This window comes from Pinisolibacter sp. DMC19 (assembly GCF_056313985.1).
Genome location: NZ_JBQUZF010000001.1, coordinates 856,460 through 882,309 on the forward strand (window position 1 = coordinate 856,460; position 25,850 = coordinate 882,309).

Genomic DNA, 25,850 nt, shown 5'->3' on the forward strand with positions numbered 1-25,850 from the left:
GCACCTCAGGGTGAAGCCGAACAGGAGAGCCGATCAGAACGGCTCTCCCCTCCGTTTCACACCAGGATCGACCGATCGAGATCGGCGATCTTCGTGGTGCCTGTCAGCGTCATGGCGACGCGCATCTCCTTGGCAAAGATGTCGAGGAGGTTCTCCACCCCCCGCTGCCCCTCGGCGGCCAGCGCATAGGTCGGTGCGCGGCCGAGCAGCACGCCCTTGGCGCCGAGCGCCAACATGCGCACCACGTCGAGACCGGAGCGCACGCCGCCGTCGACCAGCACCGTCAGATCGGAACCGACCGCCTCGGCGATCTTCGACAGGGCGCGGGCCGTCGACGGCACGCCGTCGAGCTGGCGGCCGCCGTGGTTGGAGACGACGATGCCGCTCGCGCCGAACTTCACCGCCTCGCGTGCGTCCTCGACGTCGAGGATGCCCTTGATGACGATGTCGCCCTTCCAGAAGTCGCGGATCCATTCGAGATCCGACCAGCCGATCGACGGGTCGAAGTTGTTGCCGAGCCAGCCGACGTAGTCGGCGAGGCCGGTCGCCTTGCCGAGGTATTTCGAGACGTTGCCGAGATCGTGCGGCTTGCCCATGACGCCGACGTCGAAGGCCCAGAACGGATGGGTCATCGCCTGCAGGATGCGGCGCTGGGCGGCGAAGGGGCCGGACATGCCGGAATGGGCGTCGCGGTAGCGCGAGCCCGGCGTCGGCATGTCGACGGTGAAGACGAGCTTGGTGATGCCGGCGGCCATGGCGCGGTCGAGCGCGTTCTTCATGAAGCCGCGGTCCTTCAGCACGTAGAGCTGGAACCAGATCGGTTTGGCGACCGCCGCCGAGATCTCCTCGATCGAGCAGACCGAGACGGTCGACTGGATGAAGGGCACGCCGCGCGCCGCACACGCCCGCGCCGCCTGCACCTCGCCGCGCCGGGCATACATGCCGGTGAGCCCGACCGGGCTCAACATCACCGGCATGGCGAGCGTCTCGCCGAAGAGTTCGGTGGTGAGATCGAGATTTTCGACGTTCTTCAAGACCCGCTGGCGCAGCTCGACGCCTTCGAGATCGCCGACGTTGGCCCTCAGCGTGTGCTCGGCATTGGCGCCACCGTCGATGTAGTCGAACAGGAAGCGCGGCAGCCGGCGGCGCGCCGCCTCGCGATAGTCGGAGGCCGACGAGATGATCATCGCGGGTACCCTTTTCTGTCGAAGAGCCTGAAGGCGGATGATGGACGAAGAGCCGGGGGAGGACCATCCCCCGGCTCTTCGGGTTCGATCAGTGCACCAGCAGGGTGAACGGATGGACGTAGGCCTGCAGCATCACCAGGATGCCGACGAGCACGGCCAGCGCGATCGAGTGGAAGAAGACGTAGCGCAGGATCGGGCCTTCGCCGTTCTGCCAGCCGGTGGCGGTCGAGGCGACGACGATCGACTGGGCGTCGATCATCTTGCCCATGACGCCGCCCGACGAGTTGGCCGCCGCCATCAGGATCGGATTGAGCCCGAGCTGCGTCGCCGTGGTCTTCTGCAGGCCGCCGAACAGCACGTTGGAGGCGGTGTCCGAACCGGTCAGCGCCACGCCGAGCCAGCCGAGCAGCGTGCCGAACAGCGGATAGGCCCAGCCGGTGTGCGCGAAGGCGAGACCCAGCGTCGCGTCGATGCCGGAGTATTTGGTGAGCGTGCCGAGCGCCAGCATGACGGCGATGGTCAGGAGCGACCAGCGCACCCGCCAGATGGTGCGGCCATAGGCCTTCACCAGCGCCAGCGGCGAATAGCCCATCAGCAGGCCACCGATGACAGCCGCCGCGAGGATACCCGAGCCGGTGGCCGACAGCCAATTGAGCGTGTAGACGGCGGGCTCGAGCGACGCCTTGGCGACGACCGGCGGCACCTTGGCGATCTCGTTGTGGAGACCGGCGAGCGGGAACTTGAGGATCGACAGGCCGTCGAGCCAACCCTTGACCGCCGGAATGCCCCACAGGAACACGAAGACCGTCAGGATGGCCCAGGGCAGCCAGGCCTTGACCAGCAGGCCGCGATCGGGGCGGCTCGCCAGTTCCTTGGCCGAGACCGTGCCGGTGTCGGCGTCGATCGTGTCGTAGTCGATGCCGACGATGGCGCCGTGCGGCTTGGCGACGGCGGCGACGGAGGCGTCCTCGTCGTGACCCTGGAGCTTGGTCGAGGTCCAGATCCGCGCCGGCGACCAGACCTTGAGGAAGAGGATCAGCGACACCATCGACACGATGGCGGCGACGACGTCGACCAGCCAGGGGCCGTGGAAGTTCGAGATCAGATACTGCGGCACGGCGAAGGTGGCGCCGGCGACCAGGATGGCCGGCCAGATCGCGATCATGCCGCGGAAGCCGGCGAAGGCCCAGATCAGCCAGAACGGCACGATGATCGAGAAGAACGGCAGCTGACGGCCGATCATGCCCGACAGATCCATCAGATCGAGCCCGGTCACCGCCGCGAGCGCGATCACCGGCGTGCCGAGCGCGCCGTAGGCGACCGGCGCGGTGTTGGCGATCAGCGCCAGACCGGAAGCCGCGAGCGGCGAGAAGCCGAGGCCGATCAGGATGGCGCCGGTCACCGCCACCGGCGTGCCGAAGCCCGCCGCACCCTCGAAGAAGGCGCCGAAGGAGAAGGCGATGAGCAGCAACTGGAGCCGGCGGTCGTCGGTGATGCCGGCGATCGAGCGCTGCAACACCGCGAAGAGACCGTTCTCTTCCGTCAGGCGATGCAGGAAGATGATGTTGAGCACGATCCAGCCGATCGGCAGCAGGCCGTAGGCCGCGCCCATGCCGGCCGCGAGGCTCGCCTTCTGGACCGGCATGCCGAAGGCGAAGACCGCGACGCCGAGCGCCGCGACGAGGCCGGCGATGGCGGCCGTGTGCGCCTTCATGTGCAAGAGGCCGAGGCCGATCAGCATCACCACCACCGGCAGGGCGGCGGCGAGCGTCGACAGCACCGCGCTGCCGAGCGGGTCATAGATCTGGTTCCATACCATGTGATTTCCCTCCCTGTCGGTCTCCGCTCCCCACGGTCGGTTTGACCGACTTCATTTCGTGGACAAAAAACTTGTCCAAGCCGCCTTAGTGGTTTTTCATACGATTTGCAAGGCTGCATCGCACCGAGCGCCCGTGTAGGGTCGAACCGGTTCGATCGACAGAAAGCGGCCGCGTCGGGAGGCGAATTTGGAACCTGTGCGAAATCAGAAACTTGCCGACGTGATCGCCGATCACATCGAGCAGTTGATTCTCGAGGGCGCACTCAGGCCCGGCGAACGGCTGGCGCCGGAACGCGAATTGGCCGAACGGCTCGAGGTGTCGCGCCCGTCGCTGCGCGAGGCGATCGACCGTCTGGCGACGCGCGGTCTCTTGGTGACCAGCCACGCCGGCACCCACGTCGCCCAGTTCATGACGCCGCTGACCAGCCCGCTCGCCACGCTGCTGCAGTCGAATGCCCGCGTCGTCACCGACTATTTCGAATATCGCACCATCGTCGAGGGCCCGGCCGCCCGCCACGCCGCGGAGCGCGCGACGGAGCTCGACCGTCAGGCGATCCGCGCCTGTCTCGACGCGCTGAAGCGCAACCACGAGCTGGAGGACCCGTCGGCCGAGACCGAGAGCGACGCCGATCTGCACATGCTGATCTACGAGGCCTCGCACAATCTCGTGGTGCTGCACGTCATGCGGGCCTTCTCCGAGCTGCTGCGCTCGGACGTCTTCTACAGCCGCCGCAAACTCTACATCGCGCCCGGCGCCCGTGACGTGCTGCTCGCCCAGCATCTGGCGATCGGCGAGGCGGTGATCGCCGGCGACGTCGCCGCGGCGGAGCATCACGCCACCGAGCACATCCGCTTCACCGCCGAGACGCTCCAGCGCCTGCAGGACGAGGAGATGCGCATCGGCCGCGCGCTCCGCCGCTTCGGCCGCGCCGAAGTGCTCGGCCGCTGAGGCTCACGCCAAACAGGGAGCGCGCGAACGCCGCTCGCCTGTTCGGCTTCATGTCGAGGTGCGAGCGAAGCGAGCCTCGAAACACGAAGCCATGACGGGCCGTGCCACTCGGCCCTTCGCCCTTCGAGGCCCGGCGGAGCCGGGCACCTCAGGATGAAGGGCCTCTGCACGAAGACCCGATGGAACCGACGACCCGGGCGCGCTCACGCCGCCGCGACGTAGGCGTCGAGCAGGCCGTTCAGCCGCGCCCGCTCCTGCTCGTCGACGAAGGCGGCATCGAAGCCGTTGCGGGCGATGGTGATCGCCGCCGCCCGGTCGAGGCCGAGGGCGGCGAAGGTGTCGAGCCAGTTCGCCGCGACGTAACCGCCGAAATAGGCCGGATCGTCGGAGTTGATGGTGACCGCGAGCCCCGCCTCGAGCATCCGCCGCAGCGGATGATCCTCGAGCCGCTCGCAGACCTTCAGCCGCACGTTGGAGAACGGGCAGACGGTCAGCGCCACCCGTTCCGCCGCGAGCCGCGCGACCAGCTCCGCGTCCTCGAGGCAGCGCACGCCGTGGTCGATGCGCTCCGCGCCGAGCACGTCGAGCGCCGAGCGGATGTAGGCCGGCGGCCCCTCCTCGCCGGCATGCGCCACGATGCGCAGCCCCAGCCGCCGCGCCTCGGCGAAGACGCGGGCGAACTTCTCCGGTGGGTGACCGACCTCGGAACTGTCGAGCCCGACGCCGATGAAGGCCTCACGGAACGGCAGCGCCGCCTGGAGCGTCGCGATCGCGTCTTCCTCCGAGAGATGCCGCAGGAAACAGAGGATGAGGTCGCAGGACAGGCCCTTCGCCCGCGCCCCCTCGAGCGCCCGGGTCAGCCCGGCGATCACCGTCCCCATGGCGACACCGCGCGCCGTGTGGGTCTGCGGATCGAAGAAGATCTCGGCCCGCGCCACCCCGTCGGCGAGCGCCCGGTCGAGATAGGCCTTCGCCATGTCGTGGAAGTCGTCCTCGGTGAGCAGGACGCTCGCCCCGGCGTAGTAGATGTCGAGGAACGACTGGAGATCATGGAACGCATAGGCCGCCCTGAGCGCCTCGACGTTTGGGTAGGCGAGCGCCACGCCGTTGCGCATCGCGAGCGCGAAGATCGTCTCGGGCTCGAGCGTCCCCTCGATGTGGACGTGGAGCTCGGCCTTGGGCAGGCCGACGAGGAAGGACGCGAAGGCGGGATCGAGCGCGGGCATGGGAATCTCCGAAGGCGGGTCGCGCGATCATCGCCGGATCGGAGACGCCTGTCGACGCTCGGTCGGCGCCCCCTTCCGCGGTCACAAGTCCGACAGACGACATTTCCCGTATGGCGAGAAAGTAAATGGTTGTTTAACCTTTTCATTGCTCGCAGAGAGCGTCGGTGGTTCAATCCGATCCGGGGGAATTCCAGACTTTCCGGGGGGAAGAGCCATGAGATCGTCCGTCTTGCTCGCGTCGGCTTCCGTCATCGTTCTGTCCGGATGCACCACGCATCCCGATCCGATCGACTTCACCGGTGTCAGCACGCACAACATCGTCCGCCACGTCCGCTGCGAGGCCCGCGATGCCGTTGCCGAAGTGCTCGGCGATTGGCTGCTCGCCCGTCATTCGGCCGATCCGAATTCGGCTCCCGGCGTCGCCATGCTGCACGATTTCGGGCGGCGCCTGAAGGACGACCCGCGCTCGCTTCCAGTCGTTCGGGCCGAACTCAAGCGCGAACCGCGCCTCGCCGGCTTCTCCACCGTTTTCGAGACGACGATGAAGGCCGGCCTCGCCTACAACTTCGAGTTCGACATCACCGAAACCAACGACCTGTCGGCCGACATCGGACTGACCCGCGCCTTGGCCAGCTCCGTCGGTGCGCTCGGTCTGACCGCCCATGCCAACCGCAGCCGGCAGAACATTCGCACCTTCGACACGTCCGACACGTTCGAAAAGCTCTGGGACCTGCAACCGCGCTATTGCGACGAGATCGACACGACGATCGACAACAAGGTCTACCCGATTGCCGGAAACGTCGGCCTGAACCGCACCGTCCGGGCATTCTTCGACCTGACGCTGACCGACGCACCGGTCACCAAGCGCGCTTCGACCTCGTCGACCATGACCGAGCAACTGGTGTTCACCACCGACGTCGGTGGCGGCTTCGAACCCTCGATAACCTATACGCCCGTCAACGCGCCGGTGACGCTGACCAAGGCGTCGCTGAAGTCCGACAACTCGCGGTCGGACGTCCACAAGTTGACCGTCAACCTGACGGCGGCCGGCGATCGGGAAGCACTGCAGCAACTCGTGTTCGAGTCATGGAACCGCTCCACCTTTGCTGCGCCGGCCGTGAGGCCTGCGAGAATCGATGCCGAAACCGCCGCGCGCTTCGGCCTGTCGAGCTATCTCGGCAGACAGATCCGCTTCCAATTGGTGCGCTGAGGGAGGACTGAACCATGGCGACGAAGACCACCGGGCGTTCGGGCGTAGCGCTCGCCCGTTTTTCCGACTTCTTTCGCAACGTCCATGCGGAGCCCGCGATCGACAAAGCTCTGCAGGAGGCCGCCGCGGCCGGGAAGCTGCGGGTTACGGTCAGCAAATCGACGATCCGCGAACTCCAGGCGATCGCCGAGGAACATCCTGCGCTACGGCCGTGGATCATCGACATCTCCGACCCGGGCGGCAGCACCGGTTCGAGTCGATGAAACGCGGCCGTGGATGGGGGGGTGGTGGGCCCGGAGGGATTCGAACCCCCAACCTAGCCGTTATGAGCGGCCAGCTCTGACCGTTGAGCTACGGGCCCGACGACCGGGTCGCCGGCCTCGCGGGCGGCGCCACACCGCCGTCCTCGAGGGTGCCGCCGTCTTCGCAGATCGACCGCGGACTGACAAGATGCATCGACGACGAGACGCACGCTCCGGCGGTGGCGCGTGGTCGCGCCGACGGCCCCCGGGCGTCACCGAGACGGCGTCGAAGCGGCCCCGACTCGCCCCTCACGGAGGGTGCCGCCGGCTGCGCAAGACGGCTTGCCACTTTGTGAACATTTTTTTCTGAGCAATCTCCTCAGGTCGAGCCGTTTGCGTGGAGGGATTCATGCGAGCGGCTTTTGTTTCGGAGCCGAGAGGTCGCACGGTTTGAAGATCGCGAACGTCGCAACGTCGAAGGAAGTGCCGCTCACCAAGACGGAACGTATCCATCGGATGCGGGCCGGCACCATCGCACTTCTCTCCGCGCTCGCCCTGACGCGTCCCGCGATCGCCGCCGAACCGGTCGTCCCCACCCTCGTCGTCACCGCCACCGGCGAAGTGTCCGCCACGCCCGACATCGCCGACGTCTCGGTCGGCATCGTCTCGGAAGGCCGCACCACCGCCGAGGCGATGAAGAAGGCCGACGAGGCGGCGGGCGCGCTCGTCGCCGAGGCCCGCGCCGCCGGTCTCGACAAGGCCGACGTCGCCACCGTCGATTTCTCGGTCCAGCCCGTCTGGGCGTCGTCGACCGCCTCGTCCGGTTCCGCCCGCATCACCGGCTACACCGTCACCAACCAGTTCTCGCTGAAGGTCCGCCGCCTCGCCGACCTCGGCCCGCTGCTCGAGCGCCTCGTCGCTCGCGGCGCCAACTCCGTCTCCGGCATCGCCTTCGACGTCTCCGACGCCGACAAGCGCCGCGACGAGGCCCGCCTCGCCGCCGTCGCCGCCGCGCGGGCGCGCGCCGAGCTTCTGGCCGGCGCCGCCGGCGAGCGTCTGGTGCGCGTCCTGTCGATCGGCGAACAGCCGTCCGACCGGCCGATGATGCCGCGCGTCTTCGCCAAGGCCGCCATGGCTTCCGACCGCGCCGTGCCCGTCGAGGCCGGCAGCCGGTCGATCTCCGCGACCGTGACCATCACCTGGGAACTGGCACCGCGCGAGACGAAGTAGACATCGGAATTCCCCCCGAGGGCGTCGGTGCGAGACGCCGGGGGATAACCCGGATCGTGGCAGCGAGAGGCGCCGCGCCGGGAATCACGGCACCGGCCGACGTCCGATACGTCGTCCGGCGTCCCGCGAGCCGGCATGTACCACCCGTCGAGAAATGAGGGTCGGTGCCGGTCTTGACAGACGGTCTGATGGAACGGCTTGGGGCGCGTCCCCGGTTCCCGCCGTCGCCGCGAGCAGGACGAGTAGGCGCATGCGCCCGGTCCGCTCCGTGACTTGGAGAAATCGGAATGATCATCACCCGTGACGATGCCGCATCGCGGCAGCGTGGAGTCGTGCGTTCGGCGTTCCTCGGCGGCGCTCTCTTCTTCGCGGCGTCGCTGCCGGCCGGTGCGGCCGAAGGTGTCGCTTCGTTCTACGGTCGCTCCGAACATGGCGGTCCCACCGCCTCGGGCGAGCGCTTCAACATGCATGCCATGACGGCCGCCCACCGGACCGCTCCGCTGGGCTCCCACATGCGTGTCACCAATCTGAAGAACGGCCGCACGGTGGTCGTTCGCATCAACGATCGCGGCCCCTTCGTCCGCGGTCGCATCATCGACCTGTCGCAGGCGGCCGCGAGCGAACTCGGCTTCGTCGGTTCGGGCCTGACCCGCGTATCGCTCGAGACGGTCACCGCCGGCGAGAACGCCGCGTCGACCCGTGTCGCCGCCGCCGAGGAGCCGGAGACCACCGGCTCCGTCCCGACCGGCCGCAAGGACCGCCACGCCGCGAAGCCGGCCGAGGCGACGGCCGCCCAGAGCGACGAGGTCAAGGTCGCGCTCGAGGAGCGCGACGCCTACCTCGTGAACCGCAATCGCGCCGCCAACTGACGCGACTCGCGACCGACGAAGATCGAAGGGCCCCGGCATCGTCCGGGGCCTTTTCGTCTTCTCAGCGCTCGGTCAGCGCGAGCTTGGCGCCGAGGCCGACGAAGGCGGCGGCAAACGAGCCGCGCAGCGCCCGCATCACCGAGGGCTTGGAGACGACCCGGTCGCGCATCGCCGCGGCGAAGACGCCGTAGACGGCGAAGACGGCGAAGGTCAGCGCCATGAAGACCCCGCCGAGCCCCAGCATGGTGACGATCGGTGTCGGATCGTCCGCCTTCATGAACTGCGGCAGGAAGGCGACGAAGAAGATCGAGAGCTTGGGGTTCAGGAGATTGAGCACGATGCCGTCGCGCACGATCGCCCGATCCGACCGCACGGGGCCGGAGGCCTCGACCCGCAGCATGCCGCCGTCGCGCAGCGTCCGCCACGCCATGTAGAGCAGGTAACCGACGCCCGCCCACTTCACCGCGGCGAAGGCCACGGCCGAGGCGTGCAGCAGCGCGGCGAGCCCGACGAGGGCGGCGAAGAGGTGTGGCACGATGCCGAGCGTACAGCCGAAGGCGGCGACGATGCTCGCCCGCCGCCCCGCGCCCAGCGCCACCGCCAGCGTGTAGACGACGCCGGTGCCGGGCGAAGCGACGACGATCAGCGTGGTCAGAAGAAATTCCCATCCGAACATGGCGAGGTCTCCGCGTGTCGAGCCGGCAGACTGCCACGCCGCGACGACGCCTTCGAAATCACGATACCGGGATCGGCCGCGGCCGGCCGTCGTCGTCCACCGCGACGAAGGTGAAGGTCGCGTCCGTCACCTTCTCGCGGGTGGCGGTGAGGAAGCGGCGCGCCCAGGCCTCGATGTGGATCTTCATCGAGGTGCGGCCGATGCCCTCGACGTCGGTGTAGACGCAGAGCACATCGCCGACCTTCACCGGCCGGATGAAGGTCAACGTGTCGACCTTGATGGTGACGACGCGGCCCTGCGCCCGCTCGACGCCGCGGATGCCGCCGGCGGCGTCCATCTGCGACAGCACCCAACCGCCGAAGATGTCGCCGTTGGCGTTGGTGTCCGACGGCATGGCGATGACGCGGACGGTGAGTTCGCCGCGAGGGTTCTCGATCTCGGTCTCTTCGGTCATGCGCGACGGGCTCCTCTCTCACCGACAGGTTAGAGCAAGTCGCCGCCGGGAAGAAACGGTCGTGCCGTCACCATGGCGAACGTCGGAGCTGCGACACCGGGTCTCACGCACCCGTCTCGCGCGTGTCTCTCGCGCTCGCCATGATGGCCACACCTTCGGATGGAAGATGGGGAGAACGCATGAACCTCTGGTGGATCGCCGCCGGCCTCGCGGCCGCCTTCACCGCCGCCGTGCACGTCGTCTTTGGCGGGCGCGACATCGACCGGCCGCTGATGGCGTCGGCGATCGACGATCGACAGATCAAATACGGTGCCCACCTGTGCTGGCACCTCGTCTCCATCGAGCTCGTGGCGCTGGCGGCGTTCTATCTCTGGCCGGCCGTGACGGGGCGCGGGCCGGAGCTGGCGGTCGCGGCGACGGCGATGGCGCTCGCCTCGGCGGCCTGGAACATCGTCATGGTCGTCCGCCACCGCCTCGGCTTCGGCGAATTCCCGCAGTGGACGCTGTTTTCCGTGGTCGCCGGCCTCGGCTTCGCCGGGCTGGTGTGAGGCCTCACCCCTTGATGACGTTGCCCTCGTCCATCAGCGCGACGGTGGGCACGTGGGCCTCCGCCTCCTCGCGCGTCATCTGGGCGTAGGAGAGCACGATCACCTTGTCGCCGGTCTGGACGAGGCGCGCCGCCGCGCCGTTGACGCCGATCACCTTCGACCCGCGCGGCGCCTCGATGACATAGGTCGTGAAGCGGGCGCCGTTGTCGATGTCGAGCACGTCGACCTGCTCGTTGGCGAGAAACCCGACCGCATCCATCAGGTCGCGATCGATCGAGATCGAGCCCTCGTAATGGAGATCGGCACGGGTGACCGTGGCGCGGTGGAGTTTCGCGCGCATCATCGTGAGAAGCATGGGAGGGGCCCTTCGGTCGGTCGCGACGCCGTCGAGGCGTCTCCGGGGATTGGGCTTCTAAACCTTCGCGGCCGTGATGGCCAGCCCGAAAGCCTCCCGGACGACCGTCCGACAGCAGCGGTTTTCCGCCGTATTTCTCAGTCGTAGAGCCGATCGCCGAGCTGTTCGACGAGGAGGCGGCCCTTGACGAAGGCCATCTCGATCGCCGTGTCGCGGTCGACGAAACGATCGGCACGGACGAAGCGATGCTCCTTGGCGACGCCGTCGATCGTCTTGGAGATCACGCCACAGAGCTGCCACTGGCCGCCGTCCTTGTAGGGCGTGGCGCGGATGACGTGACCGGCACATTCGACCGCCGGCGCTTCCGGCTCGGCCTTCGAGGCCGCCGCACCGCCGCCGAGACCGAAGAGACGCTTGAGGAGGGACATCGGGAACACCTCGCCTGCTCGGGGGCAGAAACGGATCGGCCCCGGACTTGCCGGGGCCGATCGCGGGTTCGATCAGTTGTCGAGGAACGACCGGAGCTTCCGCGACCGCGACGGGTGCTTCAGCTTCCTGAGCGCCTTCGCCTCGATCTGACGGATGCGTTCACGCGTCACCGAGAACTGCTGGCCGACCTCTTCCAGAGTGTGGTCGGTGTTCATGCCGATGCCGAAGCGCATGCGCAGCACGCGCTCTTCGCGCGGCGTCAGCGAGGCCAGAACGCGGGTCGTCGTCTCGCGCAGGTTCGACTGGATCGCCGCGTCGATCGGCAGGATCGCGTTCTTGTCCTCGATGAAGTCGCCGAGGTGCGAATCTTCCTCGTCGCCGATCGGCGTTTCGAGCGAGATCGGCTCCTTGGCGATCTTGAGGACCTTGCGCACCTTCTCGAGCGGCATGGCGAGCTTCTCGGCCAGCTCCTCCGGGGTCGGCTCGCGGCCGATCTCGTGCAGCATCTGGCGCGACGTGCGGACGATCTTGTTGATCGTCTCGATCATGTGGACCGGGATGCGGATCGTGCGGGCCTGGTCGGCGATCGAACGGGTGATCGCCTGCCGGATCCACCAGGTGGCATAGGTCGAGAACTTGTAGCCGCGGCGGTACTCGAACTTGTCGACCGCCTTCATCAGGCCGATGTTGCCTTCCTGGATCAGATCCAGGAACTGCAGGCCGCGGTTGGTGTATTTCTTGGCGATCGAGATGACGAGACGCAGGTTCGCCTCGACCATTTCCTTCTTCGCCTGCCGCGCCTCGCGCTCGCCCTTCTGCACCATGTGGACGATGCGGCGGAACTCGACGATCTCGAGCCCGGTCTCGGAGGCGAGGTTCTGGATCGCGGTGCGGAATTCCTTGATCGTGTCGCCTTCCGACTTCACGAACTCGCGCCAGCCGCGCGTGCCGAGGTTGGCGACGCGACGCAGCCAATGCGGATCGAGTTCGGAACCCTGATAGTTCTTGAGGAAGTCGTCGCGACCGACGCGATAGCTCTCGGCGAGGCGCAGCAGGCGACCCTCGAAGCCCATCAGCTTCTTGTTGATGTCGTAGAGCTGCTCGACGAGGCTGTCGATACGGGCCTGATTGAGCGACAGGCTCTTGACCTGGAGGATCAGGTCTTCCTTGAGCTTCTTGTAGCGGCGCTCCTGGGAGGGCGACAGCGTCTCGCTCTTGAGACGGCCCTCGACCAGCTGCTCCTGCAGACGGGCGAGCTTCTTGTAGTCGTCGGCGATGAGATCGAAGATCTCCAGCACCTTCGGCTTCAGTTCCGCTTCCATCGCCGACAGGGAGACGTTGCCCTCCATGTCGTCTTCGCCGTCTTCGGCCTCGCCTTCGGCGGCGGCGGCCTCCTCTTCCGGCTCGGTCTCCTCGCCGTCGACGGGCACCATCGGCGGTCCGCCGGCGTTCTTGCCGTCGGGACCGGCGTAGGTCGCCTCGAGGTCGATGATGTCGCGCAGCAAGATCTTGCCGTCGTTGAGCTCGTCGCGCCAGAAGATGACGGCCTGCAGCGTCAGCGGGCTCTCGCAGAGGCCGGCGATCATCGCCTCGCGACCGGCCTCGATGCGCTTGGCGATGGCGATTTCGCCCTCGCGCGACAGAAGCTCGACAGAGCCCATCTCGCGCAGATACATGCGGACCGGATCGTCGGTGCGGTCGGCCGGCTCGCGCGCGGCGGCACGCGCCGGCACCGAGGCACCGGTCGATTCGACGAGATCGCCGCCCTCGGCCTCCTCGTCCTCGGCCTTGCCCTCGCCCTCTTCCGCCTCGGCCTCTTCGGTCTCGACGACGTTGATGCCCATCTCGTTGAGCATCGCGAGAATGTCTTCGATCTGCTCGGAGGCGACCTGCTCGGAGGGCAGCACCTCGTTGAGTTCGTCATAGGTGACGAAGCCGCGCTTCTTGGCGAGCTTGATCATCCGCTTGACGGCGGCATCCGAGAGATCGAGAAGCGGACCGTCCTGGGTCTCGGGGGCCTGGGCCTCGGTCTCTTCCGTCTCGCCTGCCTTGGTTGCCATCGATGGTCTCCTGGAATTGCCGTTGCCCGCCGACGGATGCCCCGCCCTCGACGGCCTCGTCATCGACGAAACCGGAGGGGAGCGATCGCGTTCGACGCGCCGAAGGGTTGGATTACGGTGCTCGGGTTAAGCTCCGATTGACACTGTTCGACCGACGCACCCGGCCCCACCGGCCTCCGGACAACCGGCGGCAAGAGAGGCAAGTCACGGGAAACGCCCGCAATTCCGGATCCCGTCCGCCCGCGCACATCCATTGCGGCGCCGATGCGAGAGAAATCCACGGGGATATGTAACGGGCGAATCACTTTGCGCAAGGGTGATTCGTCGCATGATTCTTCGATCGAGGCGAATCATGCCCATACGAGGTTCGCCGAAAACCGCCACTGCGGACCTTCCCGGACCCGGGCCTCACCGCCCGCGCGGGGTCCCGCCGGCCGAGATGCCGCCGGCCGGCACCAGCTCGCCGTGCGAACGGCGGATTTCCTTCGCCTCTTCCGCCAGCTCCTGCTCGCGGCGGGCGTATTCCTCCTTGCGGCGGGCGATGTCGCGCGACATGCCGAGGATGCGCGCCTCCACCGTCTCGTCGGCGTCGGCGCCGATCATCGCCACCTCGCGGTCGAGGTCGCGTTCCATCTGTCGAAGCTCCAGCCGGTCGAGGAAGTGCCAGAGGCAGCCCTCCACCCAGGTCTCCGGCGGGTGATGGGCGAGCACCTTGAAGCGTGACCGGAGCCGCCCGCCGCTCGGCTCGATCACCCGCCCCTCGGCATCGACCACTTCCGAGCCGTGCAGCTCCTCGAGCAGGAAGAAGAAGCGCGGGTCGATCCCCTCGTAGAAGGACGAGACGGAGATCTCCGAGACCTCCGTCGCCATCCGGTGCAGCTCGCGCTTGAAGGCCTCGTGCGGCTCGAGCCCGAAGTCGAGCGCCAGCACCCGCTCCGCCGCCACCTCGAAGAGGTCGGGAAAGGCGACGCAGAGGCCGAGCACCACCCGTTCGATGCCGACGAGATCGCCGCCGGTCATCGGCGGCATCGTCTGCTGGGCTTGGGTCCCGCGGCCGCCCTTGCCCTGCCAGCCGCCGCCACCGCGGCTCTCGCCGCGCTCGCTGGTCCAGAACAGATTGGAGAGTTTCAGCCGGAAGCGCAGCTGATAGGCGCGCTGGACGCGGGGGTCCTTGATCTCGTGGACGAGGTCCTCGAGCCGCTTCTCGAGCGCCGCCTTGCGCTCCGGCGTGTCGATCGCCGCGCCTTGCGTCTCGCGGTCCCACAGCACGTCGGCGAGCGGCACGGCACGCGCCATCTCGGCGCGGAAGGCCTCCGCCCCGCCCAACTGGACGAGTTCGTCGGGGTCCTTGCCGTCGGGCAGGAAGACGAAGTTGAACGAGAAGCCCGACTTCAGATGCGGCAGGATGCGGTCGATCGCCCGATGCGCCGCCTTGATGCCGGCGCGGTCGCCGTCGAAGCAGACGAGCGGCTCGGCGGCGAAGCGCCACATGCGCTGGATCTGGTCCTCGGTGAAGGCGGTGCCGAGCGTCGCCACCACCGCCGGAATGCCGGCCTGCCAGACGGCGATGGCGTCGAGATAACCCTCGACCACGATGACCGAGCCCTGATCATAGGCCGCCGCCCGCGCGCGGTGGCCGTTGAACAGCATGAAACCCTTGTGGAAGAGCTCGGTCTCCGGCGAGTTGAGATACTTCGGATTGTCCTCGCTGGTGAGCGCCCGGCCGCCGAAGGCGACCACCCGACCGCGCTCGTCCTGGATCGGGATCATCAGCCGATTGCGGAAGCGATCGTAGGTCGGCCGACCGTCGTCCGGCTTGATGAGGAGGCCGGCGTCGACCATCGACGGTTCGTCGACGCCCTTGGCCAGCAGATGCCGCTTCAGCGCCTCGCGTTCGGCCGGCGCATAGCCGACGCGGAACTCGCGCACCGTGCGCGCCTCGAGCCGGCGCTTCTCGACATAGGCCCGCGCGTTGGCGCCGGGACCGAGCCGCAGGTTCTCCTCGAAGAAGCGCGCCGCCATCTCGCAGACGTCGGCGAGGCTGGCGCGATGGCGCTCGCGCCGCTCCTCGCGCACGTCGGGCTTGGGCAGGCTGACGCCCGCCTCGCCGGCCAGTCGCTCGACGGCCTCGGGGAAGGTCAGGCCCTCCGTCTCCATCAGGAAACGGAACACGTCGCCGTGCTTGCCGGACGAGAAGCAGTGATAGAAGCCCTTCTGATCATTGACGAAGAAGGACGGCGTCTTCTCCGGATTGAAGGGCGACAGACCGGCGAATTCCCGCCCCTGCTTCTTCAGGCGCACGCGCCTCCCCACGACTTCCGAAACCGGAAGCCGCGCCCGGATCTCATCGAGGACGTGCGGCGGGTATTTCATGGGGGGAGTATAGGGGATGGAGTGATGGGAAGCGACCGTCGCTCCATCACGGAGGGGAGCCTATTGACATCCAAATTTGTATATACAAATATATCTCATCACGGTGGCGTGCCGATGACGACGCACAGATGATGGATGGATTGATTGAACAGAGGAGAGCGTACGCCATGAATGACAACCGGAATCGGGAGTAGCGCTCCACAATTTGGAGCGTCGATCTCCCCTAGGGAGTTCGTATGAGCGACCAATACGATACAGCCCTCGATGCCGACGGCTTCGAGTGGGACGAGAAGAAGCGGCTGTCGAACATCGACAAGCACAGCCTCGACTTCGAGGACGTGCTCGCGATCTTCCTCGAGCCGCATTTGGATTTCGCGTTGAAATACAGGGCCGAGCCGCGCCGTCAGGCGACTGGTCTCGTCGGAGGGCGCCTCGTCGCGGTGATCTACACCCTGCGCGGCAACGCCATCCGGATCATTTCGGCGCGAAGAGCGAGGAAGAATGAAGAACGAGCGTATCGTGCGCTATTCGCTCGCGGAGATCCGTGAGAAGCACGCCGCCGGCGAACTGAAGGGCAAGACCGACTGGGCGCGCGTCGACGCGCTCACCGATGCCGACATCGAGAAGGCGATGCGGTCCGATCCCGATTGGCAGGAGGACATGGACCCCGACTGGGACAACGCCGTCCTCGTCGTGCCCCCGTCCAAGACGCCGATCTCGATCCGCCTCGACGACGACGTGCTCGCCTTCTTCAAGGAGGCCGGCCCCGGTTATCAGAAGCGGATCAACGCCGTGCTGCGCTCCTACATGGCGCACACGCAGAAACGCCGCGCCAGGCGCAAGCCCGACGCGGCGGAATGATGTGTCGCGGTGGGCGGACGCTCGGCGCCCTGCCCTCGTCGACGTCAGCGACGGCGGACGCGGACCACCACGTCGACGTCTTCCAGCTCGACGCCGGCCGGCAGGCTCGGCATGCCGATCACCTTGATCTCGCCGGGGGCGATGTCGAACACCTCGCCGGTCGAGCTGTCGTAGAGGTGGTGATGCGGCTGGGTGTTCGAATCGAAGACCACCTTGTCGGCATCGATGATCAGGCGGCGCAGCAGGCCGGAGCGCTCGAAGAGATCGAGCGTGTTGTAGACCGTCGCCCGGCTGATCTCCGGCATCAGTTCCTTCGCCCGACCCCAGACCTGATCCGCCGTCAGGTGGATCGGATGGGCGAGCAGCACGCGGGCGATGACGAGGCGCTGCAGCGTCAGCGCGATACCGGCGCGGCGCAGCCGATCGGCGAGCAGTTCGTCGCCCACTTCGCCGTTGCGCTGCGTCTCGGGAAGCATGATCTCGGTCAGCAGCGGCGAAAGGAAGGAAGCACGTCCCATGATCTCGAAGTCCCGATTGCGGCGGCGAAGAATTTCAGGATGGCACGTCGAAGTTCTCGCCGGTAGATGAGGTCAATCCCTTAGAACGAGTGTCGAAGCCCCGTCCCTTCGCGTTCTTCCGTCCGACGCCGGCCCGGAAGATCCCGTCGGCGGCGGCCCCGCTCCCCGTCCGAGCGAGCGCCGGCCGGCCGGCGGAAGGATACGGCCGACACGCGGAAAGAGGCGGCGTGCGCGTCGGCCGTTTCACTCGGACCCCGGCACGCTCGCGCGCCGGGATCGATCACGATTTTCGACCGCAGGGCTTCGGCCGGGTCTTCCATCGTCCTCGGCCGAGGGGCTTCGGCCGGGTCGTCTCTCGTCCTCAGCCGAAGGGCTTCGGGTGAGGCGTCTTGTCGGTCGAGGGCGGCAGGATCGGCAGCTTGAAGTCCGGTTGATCGCCGGTCAGCGTCTTGAGGAAGGCGACGATCGAGGCGTTCTCTTCCGCCGTGAAGGTCTTGCCGAGCTGCAGGCGACCCATCAGGTCGACGACGTCCGTCAGGCTCCAGTAGGCGCCGTCGTGGAAGTAGGGATAGGTCATCTCGACGTTCCGGAGCGTCGGAACCTTGAAGTTGAAGCGGTCGGCATCCTTGCCGGTGACGGCGGAGAGGCCTTCGGCCTTGCTCTTGGTCTGGTAGGGCGCGACCACGCCCATCTTCTGGAACGAGGCGCCACCGACCGCCGGGCCGTTGTGGCAGGCGATGCAGCCACTGTCCTTGAACAGCTCGTAGCCGGCGAGTTCCTGCTTGGAGAGCGCCTTCTTGTCGCCCCCGAGCCACTTGTCGAAGCGCGAATTCGGCGTGACCAGCGTGTCCTCGAAGGCGGCGATGGCGGTCGTCACCCGGTCGATGTCGATGCCCGGCTTGCCGAAGGCCTTCTCGAACTCGGCGCCATAGGCCGGGATCGATTCCAGCACCTCGATCGCCAGCGCATGGGTGAAGGCCATCTCGCCGGGATTGGCGATCGGCCCGCCGGCCTGTGCCTTGAGGTCCTTGGCGCGGCCGTCCCAGAACTGGGCCAGGTTCATCTTCGAATTCAGCACGGTCGGGGCGTTGATCGGCCCCTGCTGCCAGTGGTCGCCGATCGAGGTCGGCAGATTGTCCGTGCCGCCCATCGACAGGTTGTGGCACGAGTTGCAGGAGATGAAGCCCGACTTCGACAGGCGGGGGTCGAAATAGAGCTTCTTGCCGAGCTCGACGAGGGCGGCGTTGGTGATCTTGGCCGGAGGGATCGGCTGGATCGGTTCTTCGGCGCGCGCGACGACGGTCGACGTCGCGAGAGCGGCTAGGGATGCGAAGATCAGAGACATCGGGCGCGTCATGAGACGAACTCCATCGGATAGCCGGAAAGCTCCGGCGGCCCCTCCTCCCGGGATCGTCCGATGTTCTTGTGCCTGCCCTCTCCGTCCAGAGAAGCCGACGCGTCGGTCCGATCTGGACGCGTGATGCCATTTGGACGCGGTCTAAGACTTGCTCCAGATCAAAACCGTCTGCGACATATGTGCCGCGCGTGTCGTTCTGCCGCACACGGCCGAAAAGCCGAGCGAATGCGGGCGGATGAGCCGAGGGCGACGGGGTGGGCGGGCGTAGCGCCCACCCGTTCCCTCACCCGTGGGCGGACGGCGCCGCCCACCCGTCCCGTCACTTCGGCAGGTCGAGCGCCGCCGAGAGATCGCCGAGCGGCGGCTCGCCCGCCGCCTTCAGCGCCGCGTCGCGCGCCGCGAGACCGTCGAGCACCGGCAGATCGAAGCGCTTGGTGACGAAGCGCAGGATCGACGTCGTGTCGTAGGGCGTGTGGTCGACGGTGCCCTTCCTGGCGAAGGGCGAGACGATGATCGCCGGCACGCGGGTGCCCGGACCGAAACGGTCGGCCTTGGGCGGCACGACGTGGTCCCAGAAGCCGCCGTTCTCGTCATAGGTGACGACGACCAGCATGCCCGGCCACTGCGGGCTCTTCTCGAGATGGGCGACGATGTCGGCGAGATGGGCGTCGCCGCTCGCCACTTCGGCATAGCCGGGGTGCTCGTTGAGCGAGCCCTGCGGCTTGTAGAAGGTCACCGCCGGCAGGCGACCGGCATCGATGTCGGCGAGGAAGTCGGCGCCGGCGAGGCCACCGTCCTTCAGATGCGCGGCGCGCGCCGGCGTACCCGGCGCCGTCGAGGCGAAATAGTTGAACGGCTGGTGGTGGAACTGGAAGACCGCCGGCGGCTTGGCGACGCCGCCCGCCAGCGCGTCGCCCCAGGCGCCCGCATACCACGCCCAGTCGACGCCCTTGGCCGAGAGGAGATCGCCGATGTTCGCCATCGTCTGCGGCGGCAGGACCGGCGCGGCGGCGGGGTCGGCGAAGGCCGGGTCGCCGCCCGGCGCCGGGCGCACGCCGCTCGGCTGATAGGGCGGCTGCATGGTGTTGACGGCGTAGAAGTCGGGCGTCAGCGCCCCGTCCTTGAGGAACTTCGGCGCCCCGGAGAGCGCCGAGGCGGGCGAATCGAGCGCCGTCTCCAGCGTCACGCCGTCTGCCTTCACCGCCGAGAGCTGCCCCTTGGCGGGGCTCTGGTCGGCGTTGGGATAATAGGGCGCGCAGGCGCAGATCAGTTCGACGTGATTGAGGAACGAGCCGCCGAAGGCGCCCTGGAAGAAGCGATCGGCCAGCACGTATTTCCGCGCCACGTCCCACATCGGCAGCTTCGAGCCGTCGTAGGTGCCCATCACCAGACCACCGGCGTCCGACCAGGCGGCGAAGCCGGCGTTGCCGCCGGCGATCTGCATCTGGTTCTGGTAGAAGCGATGGACGAGGTCGCGGGTGCGCACGTCGATCGGCAGAGCGAAGCCCTTGGGATCGTCGAGGGCGAAGACGCCGTTGGGAAGATCCGCGGTCTTCGCCTCGGCGATCTCGGGCGCGACGCCCTTCGGCGTCATGCCGCCCCAGGTCGGCGGCAGCTTGGCGAGCGGCTTGCCGTCGCGATCGACCTGCGTCGCCTTGGCCCGCACCTCCGCGGTCACCCCGTCGGCGCCGGGGAAGGTGCCGTAGAGATTGTCGAAGCTGCGGTTCTCCGCATAGATCACCACCACGGTGCGGATGGCGTCCCAACCGGGCGGAGCGGCGACGGCGGGCGCTGCGGGCAGCGACGCCGCCGCCCCGCAGACGGCGGCGAAGAACGCGGAAGACGTGAACGACGGCTTCATGGGATGCCTCCTGGAACGGACTCGACCGCCTACGGAGCACGCCCCGGTGACACCACCAAGACGGCGTCTTCAGCCGACGAGCGCCGCCTTCACCAGACCCGAGGCCTTGGAGAAGTCCATCTTGCCGGAGAACCGCTCCTTGAGCGCGGCCATGACGCGGCCCATGTCCTTCGGCCCGGCCGCGCCGAGCTCGGCGACCAGCGCCTTGATCGCTGCCTTCGCCTCCGCCTCGTCCATCTGACGCGGCATGAACTCGCGGATGACGGCGATCTCCTCGCGCTCCTTGGCGGCGAGTTCGGGACGGCCGCCGTCGTCGTAGAGCTTGGCCGAATCCTCGCGGCTCTTGACCAGCTTGGCGAAGAGCTCGGCGATCTCGCCGTCGCCGATGCCGTCGGCCCGGCCGTCGGCGCGCACCGCGATGTCCTTGTCCTTGATGGCGGCACCCATCATGCGCAGAGTGGTCAGGCGCGCCTTCTCGCCGGCCTTCATGGCGGCCTTGACCGCCGCGTTGATCTCCTCGCGCATCGTCTTCTCCTGCATTCACCGAGATCGGAACCGCGCCTTCGGGCGCGTCGTCGCCTCTCTCTAGCGCATTCCGCGCGACGATGGCACGCCCTTCGCGAAAGGCGCCCCCCCGGCGAGGCGGACACGCCGCCGCCCGACTGGCTGCCCCGCGCCCCTTCTCGGTTGACCGGCTTCCGCCTTCCCCCTATATCCCGCCGGAACGAGCGAGCGGCGACCTTCGCGGGGTCGGACGTCGCGCGCCCGGACGAGCCTGCGGCCCGCGCACGCTCGCCCTCCGACCGGACCCCATTTCGGGACGAACGACATGACCGACGACGTCTGGGCGGAAGCCAAGCCGACCGCACTCCTGGTGCTGGCCGACGGGACCGTGATCGAAGGCGTCGGCCTCGGCGCGGTCGGCCACGCGGTCGGCGAGGTCTGCTTCAACACCGCCATCACCGGCTATCAGGAGATCCTGACGGACCCCTCCTACGCCGGCCAGATCGTCACCTTCACCTTCCCGCACGTCGGCAACGTCGGCGTCAACGGCGAGGACATCGAGACGGTCGAGATGGATCGGGTGCGCGGCGCCTGCGGCGTCGTCCTCAAGGCCTCGATCACCGAGCCGTCCAACTGGCGCTCGCAACAGCATCTCGACGCCTGGCTGAAGGCCCGCGGCATCGTCGGCATCGCCGGCGTCGACACCCGCGCGCTGACCGCCCTCATCCGCGAAAAGGGCATGCCCAACGCGGTGATCGCCCACGCCCCCGACGGCGTCTTCGACCTCGAGGCGCTGAAGAAGGAAGCGGCCGCCTGGCCGGGCCTGCTCGGCATGGACCTCGTGCCGATGGTCGGCTCCAAGGCCGCCTTCACCTGGGACGAGACCACCTGGTCGCTCGGCAAGGGTCACGGCAAGCAGGATGCGCCGCTCCACCACGTCGTCGCCCTCGACTTCGGCGTCAAGCGCAACATCCTGCGCCTTCTCGCCGATGCCGGCGCCAAGGTCACGGTGCTGCCGGCGACCGCCTCGGCCGACGAGGTCCTGGCGCTGAAGCCCGACGGCGTCTTCCTGTCGAACGGCCCGGGCGACCCGGCCGAGACCGGCAAATATGCCGTTCCCACCATCAAGGCGGTGATCGACGCGGGCGTGCCCACCTTCGGCATCTGCCTCGGCCACCAGATGCTCGCCCTGGCGCTCGGCGCCGAGACCATGAAGATGCATCAGGGCCACCACGGCGCCAACCATCCGGTGAAGGACTTCACCACCGACAAGGTCGAGATCACCTCGATGAACCACGGCTTCGCGGTCGATCGCGACACGCTGCCGGCCGGTGTGAAGGAGACCCACGTCTCGCTCTTCGACGGATCGAACTGCGGCATCGCGGTCGAGGGGAAGCCGATCTTCTCGGTGCAGTACCACCCGGAAGCCTCGCCCGGCCCGCGCGACAGCCACTATCTCTTCACCCGCTTCATGAACCTGATCCGGGCGAAGAAGGGCCAGAACCAGCTGCCCGAGCGGGCCTGACGGGCAAGCCCTCGCGGCGATCATGTGCGCGATGCTTCGAGACGGGCGCCCTGTGGGCGCCCTCCTCAGCATGAGGCGTATGTCGTTTGTGAAAACCATGAAAAGCGCCTCATGCTGAGGAGCGGGCCTCAGGCCCGCGTCTCGAAGCATCGCGCACCCACGCCCGAGCCGCGGCCTCACCGCCCTTCCAGCGCCCCACGCAGGAAGGTCCAGATGCGTGGATCGCTCGACTGGGCGACGTTGAAGCGCAGGAAACGGCCGGCCGAGAGCGACGGCGAGAAGACGTTGCCCGGCGCGAAGACGATGCCGGCCGCCGCCGCCCGTTTCGAGATCTCCGCCGCGTCGATGCCCTCGGGCAGTTCCACCCAGACGAAGATCCCCTCCTCCGCCCCGCCGCGCGGGCGAAGCCCCACCCGCTCGAGCGACCGCACCACCCGTCCGCGCGCCTCGGCGATGCGGCGACGCAGGCCCTCGACGTGGCGGCGATAGCTGCCGTCGGCGAGCAGGCGATGGATCACCTGCGCCGCCAGATCGTCGTTGGTGAAGGACGTCGCGAGCTTCATCTCGGTCAGTTCCTCGATCAGCCCCGGCCGCGCCGCGATCCAGCCCATGCGGATCGCCGACGACAGCGTCTTGGAGAAGGAGCCGACGTGGACGACCCGCTCCAGCCCGTCGAGCGCCGCCATGCGTGGCGACGGCCGGCCCTCGAAGTCGGAGAAGACGTCGTCTTCGATCACCGCGAAGTCGTGGGTCGCCGCGAGGTTCAGCAGCCGATGCGCCGTCGCCGGCCCGATCCGCCCGCCGGTCGGATTGTGCGGCCCGGAATTGGTCAGATAGACCTTCGGCCGTTCGACCGCCGCCGCGCGGGCGAAGGCCTCGAGGTCCGGCCCGTCGGCATGGAAGGGGATGCCGACGACGCGCGCCCGGTGCAGCTTCAGCTTGGCGCGGAAGTTGTAGTAGCAGGGGTCGTCGACGAAGACCGTGTCGCCCGGCTCGACGAGACGCCGCAGCACCAGATCGACCGCCGCCGAGGCCCCGGCCGTCAGCAGCAGCTGCGACGGCTCGACCGCGATGCCGCGTTCGCCGAGGCGGATGGCGATCTGACGTCTCAGGCCCGGATGGCCGAGCGGATGGCCGTAGTCGACCAGCCGCGCGGCGGGATCGCGCGCCACCGCCCGGAGCGCCCGGCGGATGCCCGCTTCCTCCAGCCACTCGCTCGGCAACCAGCCGCAGCCGGGTTTCGGCACCGACGGATCGAGTTCGAGCGACTGCCGCATCACCCAGGACGGGTCGATGTCGCGATCGACGATCGGTCCCGGCTCGATCATCGCGCGCTGCGCCGCCGCCACGGTGAAGCCCGAGCCCGGCCGCGACACCGCCCGGCCCGCCGCCACCAGCCGGTCGTAGGCCTCGACCACCGTCGATTTCGACAGGCCCTGCGCCTCGGCGAAGCGCCGGATCGACGGCAGCCGCGCGCCCGGCGTCAGCCGCCGCTCGTCGATCGCCCGTTCGACCGCCGCCACCACGGCCGCCACCAGCGTCGGATGCGCGTCCCTGTCGATACCGATGTCCATGGACCGTCCTGCCGAATGTACCGGTACGGTTTGATCAACCGTACTGCGATCGTACCTCGATCGCCCGCGCCCGTCACGCCATTATGGGACCGGCCGCGAGAGGTGCGGCAGGCATGGAGAGGCAGATGGACGGGCGTAGGGCCGGGCTGATCGACGGACTGATCGGCGTGACGATGTTTTCCGGATCGCTTGTGGCGACCCGTTTCGCGGTGATCGGGCTCGATCCGCTGTTCTCGACCCACGCCCGCGCCACCGGTGCCGCGCTCCTCGCCGGCATCGCGCTGGCCGTCGCGCCGAAGCCGCTGCCGCGCCCGCGCGAGTTCGTGGCGCTGGCGATCGTCGCGGCGACGGTGGTGGTCGGCTTCCCGCTGTTCTCGGCGCTGGCGCTGCGCGAGATCGGCGCCGGACGGGCGACCCTCTTCATCGGCCTCCTGCCGCTCTTCACCGCCGCCTTCGCCATCGCCCGCGGCGCGACCGCGCCACGGCCCACCTTCTGGCTCTTCGCCTTGGCCGGCAGCGCGGTCGTCGCCACCTATGCCCTCTCCGGCTCGCTCTCGGGCACGCTCCGCGGCGACGGTTTCATCATGGCGGCGGTCGTCTCGGCCGGCCTCGGCTACGCCGAGGGTGCGCGCCTCTCGACCCGGCTCGGCGGCTGGCGCGTGATCTCCTGGGCGGTGATCCTCGCCCTGCCCTGGGCGCTCGTCGGCACGCTGCGCGCGTGGCCCGACTGGAGCCTCGTTCCGACCTCGTCGATCGGCGGCCTCGCCTATACGGCGGCGATCAGCCAGTGGCTCGGCTTCGTCTTCTGGTATCGCGGCCTCGAGCGCGGCGGCGTCGCGGCGGTGTCGCAGCTCCAACTGCTCCAGCCCTTCCTCGGGCTGATTCTCGCAGGGCTCCTGCTCGGCGAGACCATCGGCCTCGGCCTGATCGCCGCCACCGTCGCCGTCGTCGGCTGCATCGTCGGCGCCCGCATGGCCGCCGCGCGGCCGAAGCCGGCGCCCGAAGCACTCAGAGCGTCGGCGCCTTGAACGTGTCGCAGGCGCCGAGGCGACCGCCCTCGAAACCGGCCTTGAACCAGCGCTGGCGCTGCGCCGAGGTACCGTGGGTGAAGCTGTCGGGCACGACGCGGCCGGTCATGGTCTTCTGGATCGAATCGTCGCCGATGCGGCTGGCGGCGTTCAGCGCCTCGTCGATGTCGCCCGGCTCGATGAAGTCGCGCTCCTTCTGGGCGTAGTGCGCCCAGACGCCGGCGAAACAGTCGGCCTGCAGCTCCACCTTCACCGAGGCGCGGTTCTGCTCGCGCTCGCTCATCCGGGCGCGGGCCTGATTGAAGGCCGGCAGGATGCCGAGCTGGTTCTGGATGTGATGGCCGATCTCGTGGGCGATCACATAGGCCTGGGCGAAGTCGCCCGGCGCGCGAAACCGCGTCTTGAGCTCGTCGTAGAAGGCGAGGTCGATGTAGACCTTGCGATCGGACGGGCAATAGAACGGACCGGACGAGGCGTCCGCCTGGCCGCAGGGCGAGCGCGTGGCGCCGGAGAAGAGCACCAGCTTCGGCTCCTCGTAGCGCATGCCGGCGGCGCGCGGATTGAGATCGGCGGCCTGCGCCGGCAGGATCTCCTTCCAGCGGTCCTCGGTGTCGCCGAGCACCACGGCGACGAAGCGGGTGAGTTCGTCCTTGCGCGCCGCAGTCTGGCGCGGCTGGGGCGGCGGAGCGCGATAGGACGAGGACGACGTCCCCGGCCCGACCGGCATGCCGGAGAGCAGCGTCAACGGATTGATGCCGAGCACCCAGGCGACGATCAGCATGATCACGATGGTTCCGATGCCGCCGCCGCCGATGTTGATCGGCAGACCGCCGAAGCCGCCGCCGGAATAGCCGCCACCGCCGGAGCCCGTATCGTCGCCACTGAGGCCGCCGTCGTCGCGCCGATCCTCGATGTTGCCGCTCTCGCGGTGCCCGTCCCAGCGCATCGCCGTCTCCCGATGGTGCGGGCCGCAGGGTGCGACGCGCCGCCCCTCC

General features: G+C 68.2%; 25 protein-coding genes and 1 tRNA gene. 10 read left to right on the forward strand and 16 right to left on the reverse strand.

Annotated features, from left to right (window positions below):
* Positions 1-56: 56 nt before the first annotated feature.
* Both lldD and ACT53U_RS03865 read right to left on the reverse strand, forming a co-directional pair.
* Positions 57-1,187 carry an FMN-dependent L-lactate dehydrogenase LldD gene (lldD, locus tag ACT53U_RS03860; RefSeq protein ID WP_476152877.1) on the reverse strand — a complete coding sequence of 377 codons (1,131 nt, stop codon included), beginning with the start codon at positions 1,185-1,187 and terminating at the stop codon, positions 57-59.
* An 88-nt stretch (positions 1,188-1,275) separates the two neighbouring features.
* The gene (locus ACT53U_RS03865; protein ID WP_476152879.1) at positions 1,276-3,006 is read right to left on the reverse strand and encodes an L-lactate permease; all 1,731 of its coding nucleotides are present in this window, start codon (positions 3,004-3,006) and stop codon (positions 1,276-1,278) included.
* A gap of 220 nt (positions 3,007-3,226) precedes the next feature.
* On the opposite strand from ACT53U_RS03865, the gene ACT53U_RS03870 reads away from it, so the two are divergent.
* Entirely contained in the window at positions 3,227-3,955 is a 729-nt protein-coding gene (locus ACT53U_RS03870) for a FadR/GntR family transcriptional regulator (protein WP_476152880.1), read from the forward strand.
* Positions 3,956-4,158: 203 nt separating this feature from the next.
* Here the strand turns inward: ACT53U_RS03870 and ACT53U_RS03875 are convergent, their stop codons facing one another.
* A complete protein-coding gene (locus tag ACT53U_RS03875; protein ID WP_476152881.1) occupies positions 4,159-5,181 on the reverse strand; it encodes an adenosine deaminase in 1,023 nt (340 codons plus the stop codon).
* A gap of 229 nt (positions 5,182-5,410) precedes the next feature.
* Here ACT53U_RS03875 and ACT53U_RS03880 point away from each other — a divergent pair, with 229 nt between their 5' ends.
* Together ACT53U_RS03880 and ACT53U_RS03885 are read left to right on the forward strand one after the other, a co-directional pair.
* Entirely contained in the window at positions 5,411-6,391 is a 981-nt protein-coding gene (locus ACT53U_RS03880; RefSeq protein ID WP_476152883.1) for a hypothetical protein, read from the forward strand.
* Positions 6,392-6,405: 14 nt separating this feature from the next.
* Positions 6,406-6,654, forward strand: coding sequence for a hypothetical protein (locus ACT53U_RS03885; protein WP_476152884.1), 249 nt, complete (start codon positions 6,406-6,408; stop codon positions 6,652-6,654).
* A gap of 22 nt (positions 6,655-6,676) precedes the next feature.
* Here ACT53U_RS03885 and ACT53U_RS03890 read toward each other — a convergent pair.
* Positions 6,677-6,752: transfer RNA gene (locus tag ACT53U_RS03890), tRNA-Ile, on the reverse strand.
* Positions 6,753-7,083: 331 nt separating this feature from the next.
* On the opposite strand from ACT53U_RS03890, the gene ACT53U_RS03895 reads away from it, so the two are divergent.
* Together ACT53U_RS03895 and ACT53U_RS03900 are read left to right on the forward strand one after the other, a co-directional pair.
* A complete protein-coding gene (locus tag ACT53U_RS03895) occupies positions 7,084-7,863 on the forward strand; it encodes an SIMPL domain-containing protein (protein WP_476152885.1) in 780 nt (259 codons plus the stop codon).
* A gap of 287 nt (positions 7,864-8,150) precedes the next feature.
* A complete protein-coding gene (locus tag ACT53U_RS03900; RefSeq protein WP_476152886.1) occupies positions 8,151-8,732 on the forward strand; it encodes a septal ring lytic transglycosylase RlpA family protein in 582 nt (193 codons plus the stop codon).
* Positions 8,733-8,793: 61 nt separating this feature from the next.
* Here the strand turns inward: ACT53U_RS03900 and ACT53U_RS03905 are convergent, their stop codons facing one another.
* Both ACT53U_RS03905 and ACT53U_RS03910 read right to left on the reverse strand, forming a co-directional pair.
* The gene (locus tag ACT53U_RS03905) at positions 8,794-9,408 is read right to left on the reverse strand and encodes a LysE family translocator (protein ID WP_476152888.1); all 615 of its coding nucleotides are present in this window, start codon (positions 9,406-9,408) and stop codon (positions 8,794-8,796) included.
* Positions 9,409-9,466: 58 nt separating this feature from the next.
* Positions 9,467-9,862 carry an acyl-CoA thioesterase gene (locus tag ACT53U_RS03910; protein ID WP_476152889.1) on the reverse strand — a complete coding sequence of 132 codons (396 nt, stop codon included), beginning with the start codon at positions 9,860-9,862 and terminating at the stop codon, positions 9,467-9,469.
* A gap of 179 nt (positions 9,863-10,041) precedes the next feature.
* Between ACT53U_RS03910 and ACT53U_RS03915 the strand changes: the two genes are divergently transcribed.
* The gene (locus tag ACT53U_RS03915; RefSeq protein WP_476152891.1) at positions 10,042-10,410 is read left to right on the forward strand and encodes a hypothetical protein; all 369 of its coding nucleotides are present in this window, start codon (positions 10,042-10,044) and stop codon (positions 10,408-10,410) included.
* A gap of 4 nt (positions 10,411-10,414) precedes the next feature.
* Here ACT53U_RS03915 and panD read toward each other — a convergent pair whose 3' ends face one another.
* From panD to dnaG, 4 genes are all read right to left on the reverse strand, one after another.
* Complete coding sequence (gene panD, locus ACT53U_RS03920) at positions 10,415-10,765, reverse strand: aspartate 1-decarboxylase (RefSeq protein WP_476152892.1); 351 nt, start codon at positions 10,763-10,765, stop codon at positions 10,415-10,417.
* A gap of 137 nt (positions 10,766-10,902) precedes the next feature.
* Positions 10,903-11,193 (reverse strand): HlyU family transcriptional regulator, encoded by a 291-nt coding sequence (locus ACT53U_RS03925; protein ID WP_476152894.1) that lies wholly within the window; start codon positions 11,191-11,193, stop codon positions 10,903-10,905.
* A 72-nt stretch (positions 11,194-11,265) separates the two neighbouring features.
* A complete protein-coding gene (gene rpoD, locus ACT53U_RS03930; protein ID WP_476152895.1) occupies positions 11,266-13,254 on the reverse strand; it encodes an RNA polymerase sigma factor RpoD in 1,989 nt (662 codons plus the stop codon).
* A 408-nt stretch (positions 13,255-13,662) separates the two neighbouring features.
* Entirely contained in the window at positions 13,663-15,627 is a 1,965-nt protein-coding gene (gene dnaG / locus ACT53U_RS03935) for a DNA primase (protein ID WP_476152896.1), read from the reverse strand.
* A 236-nt stretch (positions 15,628-15,863) separates the two neighbouring features.
* On the opposite strand from dnaG, the gene ACT53U_RS03940 reads away from it, so the two are divergent.
* Together ACT53U_RS03940 and ACT53U_RS03945 are read left to right on the forward strand one after the other, a co-directional pair.
* A complete protein-coding gene (locus tag ACT53U_RS03940) occupies positions 15,864-16,175 on the forward strand; it encodes a BrnT family toxin (RefSeq protein WP_476152898.1) in 312 nt (103 codons plus the stop codon).
* The gene (locus ACT53U_RS03945; protein ID WP_476152900.1) at positions 16,129-16,488 is read left to right on the forward strand and encodes a BrnA antitoxin family protein; all 360 of its coding nucleotides are present in this window, start codon (positions 16,129-16,131) and stop codon (positions 16,486-16,488) included. Before ACT53U_RS03940 ends, ACT53U_RS03945 begins: the two co-directional genes overlap by 47 nt.
* A 44-nt stretch (positions 16,489-16,532) precedes the next feature.
* Here ACT53U_RS03945 and ACT53U_RS03950 read toward each other — a convergent pair whose 3' ends face one another.
* From ACT53U_RS03950 to ACT53U_RS03965, 4 genes are all read right to left on the reverse strand, one after another.
* Positions 16,533-17,006 carry a Fur family transcriptional regulator gene (locus ACT53U_RS03950; protein ID WP_476152902.1) on the reverse strand — a complete coding sequence of 158 codons (474 nt, stop codon included), beginning with the start codon at positions 17,004-17,006 and terminating at the stop codon, positions 16,533-16,535.
* A gap of 361 nt (positions 17,007-17,367) precedes the next feature.
* Positions 17,368-18,363 (reverse strand): cytochrome-c peroxidase, encoded by a 996-nt coding sequence (locus ACT53U_RS03955; RefSeq protein ID WP_476152904.1) that lies wholly within the window; start codon positions 18,361-18,363, stop codon positions 17,368-17,370.
* 319 nt (positions 18,364-18,682) lie between these two features.
* Positions 18,683-20,224, reverse strand: coding sequence for an acid phosphatase (gene acpA, locus ACT53U_RS03960; protein WP_476152906.1), 1,542 nt, complete (start codon positions 20,222-20,224; stop codon positions 18,683-18,685).
* Between the two features lie 69 nt (positions 20,225-20,293).
* Positions 20,294-20,764 (reverse strand): GatB/YqeY domain-containing protein, encoded by a 471-nt coding sequence (locus ACT53U_RS03965; RefSeq protein WP_476152907.1) that lies wholly within the window; start codon positions 20,762-20,764, stop codon positions 20,294-20,296.
* Positions 20,765-21,053: 289 nt separating this feature from the next.
* Here ACT53U_RS03965 and carA point away from each other — a divergent pair, with 289 nt between their 5' ends.
* Positions 21,054-22,253, forward strand: a complete 1,200-nt coding sequence (gene carA, locus ACT53U_RS03970) for a glutamine-hydrolyzing carbamoyl-phosphate synthase small subunit (RefSeq protein ID WP_476152908.1) — start codon at positions 21,054-21,056, stop codon at positions 22,251-22,253.
* 176 nt (positions 22,254-22,429) lie between these two features.
* Here carA and ACT53U_RS03975 read toward each other — a convergent pair whose 3' ends face one another.
* The gene (locus tag ACT53U_RS03975; RefSeq protein ID WP_476152910.1) at positions 22,430-23,827 is read right to left on the reverse strand and encodes an aminotransferase-like domain-containing protein; all 1,398 of its coding nucleotides are present in this window, start codon (positions 23,825-23,827) and stop codon (positions 22,430-22,432) included.
* 125 nt (positions 23,828-23,952) lie between these two features.
* Here ACT53U_RS03975 and ACT53U_RS03980 point away from each other — a divergent pair, with 125 nt between their 5' ends.
* A complete protein-coding gene (locus tag ACT53U_RS03980) occupies positions 23,953-24,855 on the forward strand; it encodes a DMT family transporter (protein WP_476152912.1) in 903 nt (300 codons plus the stop codon).
* On the opposite strand, the gene ypfJ is transcribed toward ACT53U_RS03980, so the two are convergent.
* The gene (gene ypfJ, locus ACT53U_RS03985) at positions 24,836-25,801 is read right to left on the reverse strand and encodes a KPN_02809 family neutral zinc metallopeptidase (RefSeq protein ID WP_476152914.1); all 966 of its coding nucleotides are present in this window, start codon (positions 25,799-25,801) and stop codon (positions 24,836-24,838) included. The two genes, ACT53U_RS03980 and ypfJ, sit on opposite strands and share 20 nt — an antisense overlap.
* Positions 25,802-25,850 lie beyond the last annotated feature (49 nt).

Bases quoted from the DNA above. Each gene is read 5' to 3' on its own strand.
- ypfJ (WP_476152914.1), bottom strand. From the start codon at position 25,801: ATGCGCTGGGACGGGCACCGCGAGAGCGGCAACATCGAGGATCGGCGC.
- lldD (WP_476152877.1), bottom strand. From the start codon at position 1,187: ATGATCATCTCGTCGGCCTCCGACTATCGCGAGGCGGCGCGCCGCCGG.
- ACT53U_RS03875 (WP_476152881.1), bottom strand. From the start codon at position 5,181: ATGCCCGCGCTCGATCCCGCCTTCGCGTCCTTCCTCGTCGGCCTGCCC.
- ACT53U_RS03865 (WP_476152879.1), bottom strand. From the start codon at position 3,006: ATGGTATGGAACCAGATCTATGACCCGCTCGGCAGCGCGGTGCTGTCG.
- acpA (WP_476152906.1), bottom strand. From the start codon at position 20,224: ATGAAGCCGTCGTTCACGTCTTCCGCGTTCTTCGCCGCCGTCTGCGGG.
- ACT53U_RS03885 (WP_476152884.1), top strand. From the start codon at position 6,406: ATGGCGACGAAGACCACCGGGCGTTCGGGCGTAGCGCTCGCCCGTTTT.
- ACT53U_RS03910 (WP_476152889.1), bottom strand. From the start codon at position 9,862: ATGACCGAAGAGACCGAGATCGAGAACCCTCGCGGCGAACTCACCGTC.
- dnaG (WP_476152896.1), bottom strand. From the start codon at position 15,627: ATGAAATACCCGCCGCACGTCCTCGATGAGATCCGGGCGCGGCTTCCG.
- ACT53U_RS03945 (WP_476152900.1), top strand. From the start codon at position 16,129: ATGAAGAACGAGCGTATCGTGCGCTATTCGCTCGCGGAGATCCGTGAG.
- ACT53U_RS03905 (WP_476152888.1), bottom strand. From the start codon at position 9,408: ATGTTCGGATGGGAATTTCTTCTGACCACGCTGATCGTCGTCGCTTCG.
- ACT53U_RS03950 (WP_476152902.1), bottom strand. From the start codon at position 17,006: ATGGGACGTGCTTCCTTCCTTTCGCCGCTGCTGACCGAGATCATGCTT.
- ACT53U_RS03915 (WP_476152891.1), top strand. From the start codon at position 10,042: ATGAACCTCTGGTGGATCGCCGCCGGCCTCGCGGCCGCCTTCACCGCC.
- ACT53U_RS03940 (WP_476152898.1), top strand. From the start codon at position 15,864: ATGAGCGACCAATACGATACAGCCCTCGATGCCGACGGCTTCGAGTGG.
- ACT53U_RS03975 (WP_476152910.1), bottom strand. From the start codon at position 23,827: ATGGACATCGGTATCGACAGGGACGCGCATCCGACGCTGGTGGCGGCC.
- panD (WP_476152892.1), bottom strand. From the start codon at position 10,765: ATGCTTCTCACGATGATGCGCGCGAAACTCCACCGCGCCACGGTCACC.
- ACT53U_RS03955 (WP_476152904.1), bottom strand. From the start codon at position 18,363: ATGACGCGCCCGATGTCTCTGATCTTCGCATCCCTAGCCGCTCTCGCG.
- ACT53U_RS03900 (WP_476152886.1), top strand. From the start codon at position 8,151: ATGATCATCACCCGTGACGATGCCGCATCGCGGCAGCGTGGAGTCGTG.
- ACT53U_RS03980 (WP_476152912.1), top strand. From the start codon at position 23,953: ATGGACGGGCGTAGGGCCGGGCTGATCGACGGACTGATCGGCGTGACG.
- ACT53U_RS03965 (WP_476152907.1), bottom strand. From the start codon at position 20,764: ATGCAGGAGAAGACGATGCGCGAGGAGATCAACGCGGCGGTCAAGGCC.
- carA (WP_476152908.1), top strand. From the start codon at position 21,054: ATGACCGACGACGTCTGGGCGGAAGCCAAGCCGACCGCACTCCTGGTG.
- ACT53U_RS03925 (WP_476152894.1), bottom strand. From the start codon at position 11,193: ATGTCCCTCCTCAAGCGTCTCTTCGGTCTCGGCGGCGGTGCGGCGGCC.
- rpoD (WP_476152895.1), bottom strand. From the start codon at position 13,254: ATGGCAACCAAGGCAGGCGAGACGGAAGAGACCGAGGCCCAGGCCCCC.